Genomic DNA, 12,954 nt, shown 5'->3' on the forward strand with positions numbered 1-12,954 from the left:
CGAGGATGTGTGCTTAAACCCGTGGAATCGGTCGAGTACTCATCACAACAAAAACAACGATGAGATTTTGCTATGCGCCCATCACCGTTCTTACCCGCCATTACTCGACGCACGCTGCTCTCTTCTACTTCCATCGTCGCTGCGGCAACCATTCTGGGCCTCGGCGCGGGAGCGGCAGATGCCAAATCAGGACCTGAGAAGAACTCCATGCAGCCTGCCATCTCGAACAAAACCCAAATTGTCTATGTGGGCTCCAGAACCACTCGCGAGCGAAACGCCCGCGGCGCAGGCATCACGGTTTATCGACATGACCCGCAGACAGGTCGCTCCGAATTGGTTCAAACCGTCGGCGATCTGACCAATCCATCCTTCCTGTGCCTCGACCAAACCCAGAGCCTGCTGTTCTGCGTGCATGGCGACCAGTCCACTGTCAGCTCATTCCAAATTGAGCCAGCCAGCGGAACGCTCACCAAGGTGAGTTCGGTTGGTTGCGAAGGGAACAACCCCGTCCACCTTACCGTGGACAAAAGCAACACATTCCTCGCTGTGGCCAACTATGCCACCGGCAGCATTGTCATTCTGCCGTTCGATAAGACCGGCCACCTGCAACCCGTCATCAGCAAATACGACCTTCCGGGCAACCCTGGCCCGCACAAGATCGAGCAGGCGAGCTCCCACCCCCACATGATCCCACGCGATCCATCAGGTCGCTTCCTGGTGGTACCGGATAAAGGGCTGGACAAGGTCTTCGTGTTCGATCTGAAGCAGGACGGCATCGCGCTGAAGCCTGAACTGGCCCATGAAATCAAAGCACGCGAAGGTGCCGGCCCTCGGCATGTGGTGTTTTCTCCGACCGGTTCTTTTGCCTACGTGGTGAACGAGCTGGATAGCACGATCACTAGCTACCGCTACAACCAGAAGGACGGCTCCCTGGTTCCATTCCAGATGGTTCCAGCACTGCCTCAGGAGTTCGTTGGCGATAGCCGTGCAGCAGCATTGGTCATGGCACCGAATGGAGAACATTTGTTCTCTTCCAACCGGGGGCATGACAGCGTGACCATTTATTCGATGGATCAGCCTACCGGCAAGATCAACCCGATCGGCAACGTACCTAGCCAAGGCAAGAAGCCACGCTTCATGACGGCATCTCCTAACGGGCGGTTCCTGTTCGTCGCTAACGAAGACAGCGACAACATCAAGACCTTCTCCATTACCCCGAAAGGCGAACTGGCTTTGCTGGAGCATCAGATCGAGACCGGCAGCCCGGTCTGCATGATTTTCCGCACCGCTTGAACCTCTTTTTTCCTGATCTTGGCGTGCTGGGAGTCACGCCTACCCTGTCCGAAACCCTATTAGCTTGGTGGCCAGTGGAGCTGAGTTAGAGGACAGTGCCGCTGAATAACCCATTTCGCCGGAAAGCTGCTCCGAGATCGTCAAGTTTAATGCCTGCTAGCATGGCAATCCGCGTTCTACGCCAAGGAAAGCGAGTGGCCGCCATGCTCGCGAAAGCTAATCACATACCAATTATTGTGTTTTTTTGAGATGTACTGCGGCATCAAATAGCACTTGCAGCAAGGTAGCGCCTTCCAAGACCCGGGGGCCGCCGGATGTGTAGAGCCGTCCGCTGGTCACTTCAAAGCACTCGCAGACACTGGCTAAGGCCGGCGACTCAAGAAGAGTGATTCTGCGAAGAGGCTCCATCTGCCACCGATCAGTCCCATTCATGCGGGCTGGAGTAACGATTTGGACCTGCTGAATACACCAATTTGGGGTTTCGCAATCAACCATGGCAGCGATGTCCTTCGCGCATGGGAGCATCAGCATCGAGAGGTCTGTGTCGGTCGATCCGGGTCGTAGCACCTGGACGTAGAACCACGGACACATCAGTTCCTGCTCAACGTAGCGCCAGATCTGAGTTCCGCTATAGCGAGGATCCCCCATGCATGAGAACTCAACCTCGGCGCTTCGATAGGTAGTAAACATTGGTCACCCCCAGAAAATGAACACTATAGATTGTAGCCCTATAGGGCGCAAAAAGGCTTGATCGTTCCTTTTGTGGGTATGCAAATTGGAACTGAATACGGCATTTGGATTGGTGCTACGGGAGATACGGAAGCACAGACACCTCACACAGGAGGATTTCTCAAACGTGAGCAGTCGAACCTACCTCAGCACACTGGAGCGGGGTCTTAAGGCCCCTACGATCGAGAAAGTCGCGCAGCTTGCAGGAGTGCTTAACGTCCATCCCGTCACACTCCTGCTTGCAACCTTCATCCATCAGGAGGAACGGATTGATACGCCCGACCTTATCCAGAGAATTCAGGATGAGCTCATGGAATTGGGCATTCGTTAACACAAGTGAAGGTGACTTGGGGCGCTGGCAGAACTCCCTTGCCAAAAGGTGACCAATCGATATGCAGCTACCTAACGCCCATTGAAAATCAACAAAAACTATCAATCAATATATTTTAATATTTTCAGCCTATTTGCCATTTCAGGGTAAAAATGGCTAGTCTCAAGTTGAAAAGCACGTAAGGCGGCTCCCACTAGAGGACATAGACGACCTTACTTTCCAGATACTTTATGGAGAGTAGGTATGTCTGTGTCATTCCATTTTTCACGTCAACTCCAGCCCCCGGCAGTTCCCAATCCTATACGGAAAAGGAATTTCAACTGCATCTGCAAAAAAACGATCAAAAAACAAGGGCAGTTTAAAACACTTGCAGCCATGTTGATCGCCCCAGAATTTATCCAGCCTCACACTTACCAAAAAAGCGCTCCATTTAGCAAAAACTTAAAACGACCTCATAAACTTGCCTACCCTTTCACGCAAGATAGTTTGCAATCACAAACCTTAATTTTACAACCCACTCACACCTCAATTACTTCTCCTCACGCCATACTTTTGACAGCATGAAATCAAGGCAAAGAAAATGACTGATAGTAATCATAATAAGTTTGGCAAAAAAACTCACTATAACTCCAATGCTCGACGCGTACTCATTCGCGAATTTCGATTTCAACATATCAATTTTCACACCCCCTCTTCACTTACAAACTCTGGCAGCGGACTGAATTATACATTTACACCAAATAGCGCCAACTATTTTCCAAATTTCCCAGTCCTCATCCAAAGTGACGGAACCCCTTGGGAGATTAGCATTCTTTACCTGACGGCAAAAATTAAGGAATGCGGCACTTACGAACACCGGACCATACGAGGATTAGCAGACCACTTGCTTGACTACCTCCGCTTTCTCGAAGATTTAGGGCTCAATTACCTATACCTCCCAGAAAATGACCGCCTGAAAGTTACATTCCGCTACAGAGAAGAACTTATTGAACAGATTTCTTCAGGCAAGATTGAGACCAGCACTGCGAAAGTCCGAATCAATGCGATTGCAAACTTCTATCGCGAGATAATAAAGTGGCGACTGTTAGATAGCACGCAACTCAAAAAACTTCCTTTCGAGGAAACAGTAAAATACATTCACATAGTGTCAAAGAACGGTAGAGACAGTACCGTCATCAAAACCTCGCATAACTTAAGCATAAGAAAACCAAAAAAACAGAGGGACCCTGAATGTATCAGCGATGGTGGAGATCTGCGCCCACTTACATTCTCAGAGCAAGAAACAATGCTGGTAGCTTTGAGAAAATCATCGCGAGAATATCAACTCATGTTCTACCTTGCATTATTCACAGGCGCTCGCATCCAAACGGTATGCACCTTACGACTAACCCATCTGAAAGGGAGTCTCGACCAAGATGGAAACTTAAGGCTTCCCATCGGAGATGGCACTCTCGCAGATACAAAGCTTGGCAAGCATATGACTTTACTTGTACCTGGGTGGCTGGTTCAAGACATGAAGATTTACTCTCTTAGCCAAGAAGCAAAAAAACGAAGATCAAGATCTTTTTACGGCGACAACGATAACAATTACATATTTCTAAGTAAAAACGGCATCCCTTACTACACGGCAAAAAGCGAGCTAATCGACAGATCAAACCAAGAGCACCAAACAACCCCCACAAAAGCAACCAAGCTCCAAAATACTTCCATTCAAGATGGGGCAGCACTACGGCAGCATATCCACAGCATATTGCTTCCTAGGATACGCGTTAAAAACCCTTCGTTTCAAAGATTTACTTTCCACGACCTGCGGGCTTCGTTCGGCATGAACTTGTTGGAAAGTCAACTGAAACACTCGGGCAGTGGAAATGTAACTGCTGCACTGGAATATACACAGCAACGAATGGGTCACTCCAACAAAGAAACCACTTTGCAATACTTGAACTACAAATCCCGACTAGAATGGAGAAGTAGCATTCAAAACGAATTCGAGGTGAGCCTATTCAGACATGTAAACACACCGCAAAATAATTGATCACATGAATAACAAACTTACACAACGACCAGCAATATTCATCAATGTAAAAGAGTCTGAAGTCGAAGCTATCAATCCGCACCTAGTGGTATTGATTAGCAGTAGTCCAGGAGCAAATAGCTATCTGGATATTGGTTCCTTCTGCTATACCCGGAGAAGTGAAATACCACCTCCACCCAGAACTGCATGCCCAGTAGACCCCAGCTCACTGGACCACTCCAGAATACCGTTCACAAAAGCGCTTATTGCATACATAAAAGGCCTCAAAACCAGGTCCACTGCGCATAGCGTGTATGTCGGTGTCAAAGCCTTCATAGGCTGGATCGACTCCCAACCAGACAACTATCCGTTTAATGACACTGCATGCATGATAAAGGCGTATAGGGAATATACGACCTATCTGTACCATCGCATTAATACCTCATCCATTAATGGGCAACCGATCAAATTGGGAACTGCCGGAAACCTTCAAGCACAAGCACGACTAGCGGTGACACTTGCTACGGACCTCAGCGAACCAGAGATAAAGACATCAGCCACATTCATCAAAAAGAACCGTAAAGAATCAAACCAAATCAATCTTAAGCTTCCAAGTGAGGACTCCCAGGCCAAAACATTTGCTGCACTGATCAATTTCATTGAAGAGGCTCATAGAATTCTCGTAGGGGGCGGAAAACTCCCACTACAATTTAAATCTCCAACCGACACCCCCTACTACATGTATTCTTTAGTAGGCACTACAAGATCCACAAAAAAAGCGCCATTCAGTCCAGCATCATTATTAGTATGTTCGCCTGAGTTCCCCAGCTGGAAAGAAACTCAACGTCATTTTAATTTAAGCGGAGACAGCAATAGTCTGCGCATCGAAAGATCAATCTACGACAAGGCACATCAGCGCTACGAGTATAACAATGAGAATCTTCGCTCAGATCTTAGACGGAGAATCGGTAATCACGCGATCGTTGCGGGAATGATGGCATTCATGGCTGCAACAGGCTGCAACTTAAGCGTGGCTAAAAACCTCGAATCAGACACCCTAAAAATTGTACCCAGCACTCAGGGGCAACGTTATTCAGGCACCAAAGGTAGAGCGTTCGGAAAGCCAGTATTCCCGGAATTTGGAGCACAATTCTCCCCAATCTTCAGAAAGCACTTAGAGATAAGAGAATGGGTTCTCAATGGAAAAGAAAGTGACCTAGTGTTTCCAGTTGCTTCTTATGAATTAGAACCCACTATCGTTTGCAGCGGAAGTATACAAGTATTCAAAACCCTATTCACAAAGGCGTTACCAAAAACAACTTGGGTCCCCTCACCCTACTGGCGAAAGAACGTGGGCTACCAATATTTGAAGCTTAGCGGTGGCGACTTAGCGCTGACAGCGGAGAAGCTGAGCAACAACGAATCGACAGTAAAGAGCAACTATGGCCGACCGTCACTTGACGACTTTGCAGCAGAGATGACACTTTTTTTGGAGTCCGTACACCAAGCAGCCATAGAACGAACACGATTCTCAGACAAGATCTCCGTAAAATTTATTGAGGAAAAAAGACCCGAGGCAGTTATAGGAGTGGGGTCATGTGAGAAGGCCCCTGACTCGATACCAGAACGCGCCCCAGGTTTTACTCTTCTTTCTCCCGCCCCTACATGCCGCGATCCTGAAAACTGTCTTTTTTGTGCATACTACGCCCTGCACGCAGATGAAGAAGACATCCGTCGCTTGTTATCTCTGCACTATCTAATCAAATCATCGAAAGTCGATAACTCGCTCGAGCATTGGGAAAACAAATTTGGTCCTACACTTCACCGCATAGACGAAATTATTACTGCGATCGAAGACGCTGGAAAAGCCTCAGGCGAACTGATTGATACAATTCGACAAGAGATAAAACAAGGTGCACTTGATTCATTTTGGGCCATTCATTTTGATGCACTAGTTATAGCAGGAGTAATTTTATGAGTTTCATTTCCACTATAGACCTACGTCATCATCTGGATGAGCAAGCACGAAGCCTTCTGTCAAACAATGAGAACGAGGCCGCAGCACGCTCAGAATTCGTCATATCAAAGGCTGCAGACGGATCTGTAGTCTCTCGGTATAAAGACGACGTATGGAACATGAAAATGTACGACCCAGCAGCAGTAACCATTTTTTCGTTCTCAAATTGGCACCATGAAGACGAAAGCGAACTGAGCTTACTAATATCGGATGAAATGAAGCAAATACAACTTGCCCGCCTACATCTATTTCCTAAATTGCGCAAACCAAGATCACTCGTAATGACACCGCTTTATAGGATAGCGAAGCTCGCCTTTAAAAACGCCCTTTCGATTAAAGAGTTATTCAACGCAACCAACTGCAATCGACTATTAATACCTAGCTACTCCGCACTAAGCCAGCACCCCATGCGAGACCTCTTGTTTCTAATCAAAGAACTTTTCAGCATCAGCCTATTGCAACCAAGCTTTCAATTAACTTTAACCGAACATAACACAATCGAGCTAATGCAAAATATTTACGACAGATTCCCCAAAGCCCAAAGAGACAAACCTCAACAAACAAAATTGATTCCATCCCGACTCTACGCCGAGTTCATAATGGCATTAAGCACGGAACTAGATGAATTTAATAAATACGGCGCATTGATATGCTCATTTTTTGAAAAGAGAAATACAAATCACTTATTCGCAGTAGGCACCTATAGAGCAGCCTGCAACAAAGAAAGTATTTCTTGGCCTGACGCAGTCAAAAAGATCGGACTATCTTCATTGTTTTATAAGCATTCGATCACGGACTGGAATCGACTCATGCACTATGTAAACGAAGCACAAACTGCAGCTCAATATTGGATACACTTATTCTCAGGAATGCGCGCCAACGAGGTACGGCACCTGCCTGCTGACACATACAAAAAAATAATCAGTAGCGGTGTTGAGGTAAGCATATTAGATGGCTACACCTCCAAATACTCAGGAAATAATCATACTAGAACATTCTGGGTTACGGCACCAATTGTGGAGAAGGCCATCGCCGCAGCTCACCATGCTGGAACTGTTTGCGCCTTGCGGCATAACTATTCAAATACGGATCTTAGCCAATACCCTCTTTTCCCTAATCTGATTCAGAAGAAGCCCGAGGCGGGTTATCAGGCCTTTTCGGCCGCCCCCGTCGTCTGCCCCTCTCATAAAAGTAGAATTAGCCGAATTATAGATCGATGGCCCGCTTTAAAGGTCCAGGAAGCCGATATCTGTGAGCTTGAGAGATTTGATGGTTTCAGGGACTGGCGTAACGATCCTGATGTTAAAATTAGCCAGTTCTGGCCCTTTGCAACCCATCAGTGCAGACGTTCTCTTGCAGTGTACTGTGCGCGCTCGCGCCTCGTTTCCCTTGGCACAATGGCTCTTCAATTTAAGCAGCTTACAGACGCAATGGCTTCATACTATCGGAGAGGCAGCGCTTTTGCAGTGAATTTTGTCAAAAGCGATGATGCTAACGGATGGATAGATGAGTTAGAGCATGAACGTCGAGTCGCACAATATTTTGATTACGAATCAGATGTCATTAACTCGACAAACATACTATGGGGCGGCGAAGGCAACAGAATTCAAAATGCTCGCGACAAAGGAAAACCTCTCATCATTACAACTGATCGAGCCGAGACAAGACGGAAATTTGAAAAGGGCGAGATGGTTTACAAAAACGGTCCAATCGGGGGATGCACAAATTTAGAGCCCTGTGAAAAAATATCATTCACAAGCGTTACCGCTTGCGTATTCTGCGAAAAATCCATCTTAGACGACGACAAAAGCCTAAAAAAAATTAAACACTCCATAAACAAACTAAGGCGAGAGCAGGCACTTTTCACCTCAGACTCCCCACATAAACTTCAACTCGATATAGAGATTGATACGATCTGTAAAGAGCTTAAGAAAAGAGGATTACTTGAGAAAATGGAGAATAAGAATGAGCGCGACTGATAATTATCGATCAGCCTTACAGCGATTGATCACCAATACGCCAATCAACATACAACCCCCGTACACAATCAATAAAGACACAGTCGCTATTGAAGCGGGACGCAAGCGCGGATCCATAAAGAAAAGCCGCCAAGAATTCAAGGAACTCATAAACGACATACAGGCGGCGGCTAAAGCAAGAGCTACAGCTTTTGACTCGGTCGTTCAACCAACGCCCCACAGAGCGAACACTGCAAGACAGGTTCACCACAGAGAACTTCAAACAATAAAATCGGAACTTGAGTTGGCACTTCAGAAAGTCGTCTCACTGGTGGAGGAGAACCATAGGCTTAAACTAGAGGTTGAAAATCTTACAAAAGAGAAATCTATAGTGAATTCATTTCCACTTAATCTTACTTCGAGCACGAAGGGAAATGGTCTCAAGGACTGATGTAGACATAATCAACAGAAAGTCCGTATTTTACTTCGTCCATATGGACATGCAGGAAATCTATGAAACCCAGCACGCGCTTGGCTTCCGTCATGTCCACACGACGGTCACTCAAGATTACGATGGTCACGACATCACTGATGACTGGAATCTCTCGGCGCAGTGGGAACACACCGCCTATGGGCACCCCTTCTCGCGGCGCATCATCGGCAACGCCCTGCTGGGTTACCTGCTGTGCCAAGGTTGGGGCAATGACCCGGATGCGTGTGCCGCGATGATAGCGCCCTGCCAGGCCCTTGCCCGGCCGCAGCTGGACGGCCAGCGCCAGGATGAACTGATCGGTGAATTGCTGCGCTTCCAGGGGTGGCAGTTCAGCCTGCCCAGCAACCCGCCGCTGCTGGTGCTGGACACCCGCACACGCCGGTGGCGTAGCGAAAGCAACCTGGCCAAGCCGTCCGGCCTGCTGGATTGGGAGGCGCTCTGCGAACTGCAGCACGCCTTGCTGGACCACCCTTCGGCAGTCATCGTGTCGCCGGCACCGATCTTCGGGGTCAAGCTGATCGAAACGATACAGAAGGTGTTCAGCGGCCTAGGCTACCCGCTGTTGGTGGACGCCGAAAACTGGATGGCGCACCGCGGCGCGGCACAGGTGATCCTCAACATTTTCCGCCATTCGCGCACGCCAGGGCACTATGTGATCCTGTCCGGTGATGTGCACTATTCGTTCGTCTACGAGGTGCTGATCCGCCACCGCCAGCGCAGCCCGCACCTGTGGCAGGTCACCAGCAGCGGGATCAAGAACGAATTCCCCCGGCGCCTGCTGGATGTGCTCGATCGGCTCAACCGCTGGCTCTATTCACCGCGCTCGCCGCTCAACTGGTTTACCCGGCGGCGGGAAATGCAGGTGGTACCGCGCTCGCCCAGCCATAGCAAGGCCGGGGAACGGTTGTGGAATGGCGCGGGGTTGGGGCAGGTATTGTTCGATGAACAGGGGCGGCCTGCGCAGGTGTTTCAGCTCAATGCCCAGGGGGGCGAGGCGACGGCGTTTACGCGGCGGGAGTGAACAAGGGGCGAGGCGCTGGGGTGGTTTTGCCGGCCTCTTCGCGGGTCAAGCCCGCTCCCACAATGGCATCCTCAGCAAGAGCCTGATTAAACCCAGGAGTCAGGAGCGCTCTAGCGCATTCACCAAATCATGGAAGGCTTCACGGTTGGAGTCGTTCAACCCCATGAGAATCTTGTGCGCCTCCAGCACCTTGGAGCGTACCACGTCTTCGTTCTGATCCTGGGAAGGCAGATCAGTCAGGCACTCCGGGCACGGCACCGGGCGGTCGACGATATTGAACACCTGGTCGAACCCCATGGACTGCAGCAAGCGCGAAATATCCGGGTTGGTGGTAACCACCGTCGGTAGCAGCCCCACCTTTTGCCGCGACAGGATCGACAGCTTGGCCAGCAGGCCCAGGGTGGTGCTGTCGATGCTCTCGGTTTCGGTCAGGTCGATGACGATGGCCGAGAAATTCAGCGCAGTGAAGATTTTCTCGATCGTGGCATCCAGCGCTGAACACAGGGTCAGGCGCACTTCACCGACGAATTTCAGGACGAAGGTACCGCTCTGCTCGGCGAACTGGATTCTACCGGTACTCATTGAAGGTTCCTGCTCAACACCAATAGGGCGATATCATCCGGCATCTCCCCAAGCGTAGCCAATCCGAATCGTTGTCGCAGCCCATCCAGGCTGCCACCCGCTGCCTTGACGATGTCCGGCAAGGCGGCTTCTTTATCTTTGAGCGTGTCCCCTGGCAAAAGGTCCAAAATGCCATCGGACATCAGGCTCAGGCTGAATTGCGGCGGCAGCTCCATCACCAGGTCCTGGTAGGTCGCCTCATCAAACAGCCCCACCGGCAAGCCACGGCCTTCCAGGTAGCGGGCCTGCCCGGGGGTATACAGCACCGGCAGCGGCAGGTGGCCGCCCACGGCGTAGGTCAGCAGGCCGGTGTCTTCATCGATCACCCCGCCCACCATGGTCACATGCTTGCCCAGCTTGCAGTTGATCAGGCCACGGTTGATGTGGCTGAGCACCTGCGAAGGCTTGAATTCACGCATTTTGCTACCGCGCTTGAATTCGAACAACAGCCGGGTAGTCATGAACTTCAACAATACGGTGACGAAGGCCGACGACGCACCGTGCCCGGAAACATCGGCCAGGTAGAAGGCGATGCGCCGCTCATCCACGCGGAAGTAGTCGGCGAAGTCGCCAGACAGGTACAGCGACGGGATGATCTGGTGTTCGAAGGCAAACTCGCCAGCAACCCAGGGGCTTTCCGGCAACATGTTCATCTGCACCTGGCGACCGGCGGTCTGGTCTTCCTGCAGCAAGTGCAGGCTGGCCTCCAGTTCGCGGTTGGCCGCTTCGAGCTTGTCGCGGTAACGCTGGTTTTCCAGCACCAGGCGAGAACGGTCCAACGCCCGGCGCACCGAATGTTCAAGTACGGCTAGGTCTTCCAGCGGTTTGATCAGGTAGTCGGCAGCACCCAGGCGCAAAGCCTCGACCGCATCGCTCATCACGCCGGCACCCGACACCACGATCACCGGCAACTGCGGCGCGCGCTCGCTGATCTGGCGGATCAGTTCGAGGCCGCCCATCTGCGGCATGCGCAGATCGCAGATCACGAGGTCGGGCTGGTGTTCTTCAAAGACCTGGAGCCCCTGCTGGCCATTACCGGCCTGGAGGACGCTGAAGCCACTGTCTTCCAGATAGGCGGCGAGGCTCGCACGGACCACGTCGTCATCATCGATGATCAGCAGCGTTGCACTGATTTTCTGCATGTGGGCGAACGGCGCCGATTTGGGTTGGTGCAGGGGCGTCTGCAAGGCTGACATCCGGCTGCTGGAATACTCTATGGTAACGCTCTACTTGAGTTGTAGGCCAAGAAGACGGCCCAGGCAACCGGCAGAGATACCTTGTAAGGCGCAGACGGTACTCCCATCCGCCAGGGGTTTCAAGCATACGTGGGTCGAGTTGGCTGCACTTTACAGGGCAAATCACCGGGAGTTATAAGAAAGCGCCCCAGCGCAGCCCAAAGGGAAGGACGCAGCATGCCCCAAACGCCCTGCAGCCACAGCGAGAAACGCGATTTCATCCGCATGCGCATCGACACCCAGGTCAGCCTGTTGCAGGCTGGGCAGGTGTTCGCTGCCGTGTGCCTGGACCTGTCCAGTGGCGGCATGCAGGTGCAGGCTGGGCAGCACGTCCAGGTCGGGGAGCATCTTGAGGTACGTATCGATTCGGACCACCCCGCACTCGAAGGGCTGCATGCCAGTACCGAAGTGGTGTGGATCGCCGACCAGCCCGGCGGACAGCAGAAGCTCGGCCTGCGCGTGCTGGCCATGCATTGAACTGTTACGAAAAAGGCGACCCAAGGGTCGCCTTTCTCCTGCTCGCATGGCTTAGAAGTCGTCTTCCACTTCGCCGTCCTTGACCTTGAACTCGCGGTTCTGCAGGTAGGCGTTGCGGATGAAGATGTACTTGTCACCCTGAATCAGCTTTTCTGCCGACAGCAGGCTGGCGCGAGTATCGATCACGTCCAGGGCAAAGATCGAGTTACGCGTGGGCACGTGATCGATGTAGCGGTAGGGTTCGGTGTAGGTGTCCGGGTACCTGGCCAGGCCGTCACGCACGGTGCTTGGGCCAAGCAGCGGAATGACCACGTAGGGGCCGCTGGGCACGCCCCAACGGCCGAGGGTCTGGCCGAAGTCCTCGTCGTTGCGCTGCAGGCCCATCTTGGTACCGACATCGAAGAAGCCGCCAAGCCCGAAGGTGGTATTGACGATCAACCGTGCGGTATCCACACCCGCGGCACGCGGCTTGAGCTGCAGCAAGTCGTTGGCCAGGTTGGACACATCCCCCAGGTTGCGGAAGATGTTGTGAATGCCATCCTCAAGGAACTGTGGGGTAACTGCCTGGTAGCCCTTGGCCAATGGCTTGAGGGCATAAGTGTCGAGGGTATCGTTGAAACGGAAGATCGGCCGGTTGACCGCCTCCCAGGGATCCTCCTCGGTGGCCGCCTGGGTGGCTGCCACGGGGGCCAGCAGCAAGCTGGCACAGACACAGGCCTGGGTGACTCGCTCGATCACACCGGCACCGATCCTACGCATAGATGT

At 51.4% G+C, this 12,954-nt stretch carries 11 protein-coding genes and 1 pseudogene; 9 read left to right on the forward strand and 3 right to left on the reverse strand.

Annotated elements, in window-relative coordinates; all coding sequences use genetic code 11:
* Nucleotides 1-72 precede the first annotated feature (72 nt).
* From APH34_RS22910 to APH34_RS22925, 8 genes and pseudogenes are all read left to right on the forward strand, one after another.
* Nucleotides 73-1,293: a lactonase family protein gene (locus APH34_RS22910; RefSeq protein ID WP_177337049.1), complete on the forward strand. Its 1,221-nt coding sequence runs from the start codon at nt 73-75 to the stop codon at nt 1,291-1,293.
* A gap of 802 nt (nt 1,294-2,095) precedes the next feature.
* A complete protein-coding gene (locus APH34_RS22920; protein ID WP_371263320.1) occupies nt 2,096-2,353 on the forward strand; it encodes a helix-turn-helix domain-containing protein in 258 nt (85 codons plus the stop codon).
* A gap of 243 nt (nt 2,354-2,596) precedes the next feature.
* The gene (locus APH34_RS29355) at nt 2,597-2,917 is read left to right on the forward strand and encodes a hypothetical protein (protein ID WP_156358114.1); all 321 of its coding nucleotides are present in this window, start codon (nt 2,597-2,599) and stop codon (nt 2,915-2,917) included.
* A gap of 16 nt (nt 2,918-2,933) precedes the next feature.
* Entirely contained in the window at nt 2,934-4,388 is a 1,455-nt protein-coding gene (locus APH34_RS28915) for a site-specific integrase (protein WP_037058555.1), read from the forward strand.
* 4 nt (nt 4,389-4,392) lie between these two features.
* Nucleotides 4,393-6,345 carry a hypothetical protein gene (locus tag APH34_RS29360; protein ID WP_156358115.1) on the forward strand — a complete coding sequence of 651 codons (1,953 nt, stop codon included), beginning with the start codon at nt 4,393-4,395 and terminating at the stop codon, nt 6,343-6,345.
* A complete protein-coding gene (locus APH34_RS29365) occupies nt 6,342-8,363 on the forward strand; it encodes a hypothetical protein (RefSeq protein WP_156358116.1) in 2,022 nt (673 codons plus the stop codon). The genes APH34_RS29360 and APH34_RS29365 overlap by 4 nt, the downstream gene beginning before the upstream one ends.
* Nucleotides 8,350-8,793 carry a hypothetical protein gene (locus tag APH34_RS29370; protein ID WP_156358117.1) on the forward strand — a complete coding sequence of 148 codons (444 nt, stop codon included), beginning with the start codon at nt 8,350-8,352 and terminating at the stop codon, nt 8,791-8,793. The genes APH34_RS29365 and APH34_RS29370 overlap by 14 nt, the downstream gene beginning before the upstream one ends.
* Before the next feature lie 121 nt (nt 8,794-8,914).
* Nucleotides 8,915-9,856: pseudogene (locus APH34_RS22925) on the forward strand (alkaline phosphatase family protein); the annotation flags it as partial.
* Between the two features lie 99 nt (nt 9,857-9,955).
* On the opposite strand, the gene rssC reads toward APH34_RS22925, so the two are convergent.
* Together rssC and rssB are read right to left on the reverse strand one after the other, a co-directional pair.
* On the reverse strand, nt 9,956-10,438 hold the full coding sequence (rssC, locus tag APH34_RS22930; protein ID WP_012313588.1) for an anti-sigma factor antagonist RssC: 483 nt from the start codon (nt 10,436-10,438) through the stop codon (nt 9,956-9,958).
* Nucleotides 10,435-11,619, reverse strand: a complete 1,185-nt coding sequence (rssB, locus tag APH34_RS22935) for a two-component system response regulator RssB (RefSeq protein ID WP_054903115.1) — start codon at nt 11,617-11,619, stop codon at nt 10,435-10,437. Before rssB ends, rssC begins: the two co-directional genes overlap by 4 nt.
* 270 nt (nt 11,620-11,889) lie before the next feature.
* Between rssB and APH34_RS22940 the strand changes: the two genes are divergently transcribed.
* Complete coding sequence (locus tag APH34_RS22940) at nt 11,890-12,189, forward strand: PilZ domain-containing protein (protein ID WP_054903076.1); 300 nt, start codon at nt 11,890-11,892, stop codon at nt 12,187-12,189.
* A gap of 51 nt (nt 12,190-12,240) precedes the next feature.
* On the opposite strand, the gene APH34_RS22945 is transcribed toward APH34_RS22940, so the two are convergent.
* Nucleotides 12,241-12,948: a VacJ family lipoprotein gene (locus tag APH34_RS22945; RefSeq protein WP_054903077.1), complete on the reverse strand. Its 708-nt coding sequence runs from the start codon at nt 12,946-12,948 to the stop codon at nt 12,241-12,243.
* Nucleotides 12,949-12,954 lie beyond the last annotated feature (6 nt).

It is taken from the genome of Pseudomonas sp. NBRC 111131, assembly GCF_001320525.1.
Classification (GTDB): domain Bacteria; phylum Pseudomonadota; class Gammaproteobacteria; order Pseudomonadales; family Pseudomonadaceae; genus Aquipseudomonas; species Aquipseudomonas ceruminis.

What these genes read in the sequence shown, in the direction of transcription:
- APH34_RS22940 (WP_054903076.1), top strand. Translation starts at nt 11,890, where the DNA reads ATGCCCCAAACGCCCTGCAGCCACAGCGAGAAACGCGATTTCATCCGC.
- rssB (WP_054903115.1), bottom strand. Translation starts at nt 11,619, where the DNA reads ATGCAGAAAATCAGTGCAACGCTGCTGATCATCGATGATGACGACGTG.
- APH34_RS29360 (WP_156358115.1), top strand. Translation starts at nt 4,393, where the DNA reads ATGAATAACAAACTTACACAACGACCAGCAATATTCATCAATGTAAAA.
- APH34_RS29370 (WP_156358117.1), top strand. Translation starts at nt 8,350, where the DNA reads ATGAGCGCGACTGATAATTATCGATCAGCCTTACAGCGATTGATCACC.
- APH34_RS29355 (WP_156358114.1), top strand. Translation starts at nt 2,597, where the DNA reads ATGTCTGTGTCATTCCATTTTTCACGTCAACTCCAGCCCCCGGCAGTT.
- rssC (WP_012313588.1), bottom strand. Translation starts at nt 10,438, where the DNA reads ATGAGTACCGGTAGAATCCAGTTCGCCGAGCAGAGCGGTACCTTCGTC.
- APH34_RS29365 (WP_156358116.1), top strand. Translation starts at nt 6,342, where the DNA reads ATGAGTTTCATTTCCACTATAGACCTACGTCATCATCTGGATGAGCAA.
- APH34_RS22945 (WP_054903077.1), bottom strand. Translation starts at nt 12,948, where the DNA reads ATGCGTAGGATCGGTGCCGGTGTGATCGAGCGAGTCACCCAGGCCTGT.
- APH34_RS28915 (WP_037058555.1), top strand. Translation starts at nt 2,934, where the DNA reads ATGACTGATAGTAATCATAATAAGTTTGGCAAAAAAACTCACTATAAC.
- APH34_RS22910 (WP_177337049.1), top strand. Translation starts at nt 73, where the DNA reads ATGCGCCCATCACCGTTCTTACCCGCCATTACTCGACGCACGCTGCTC.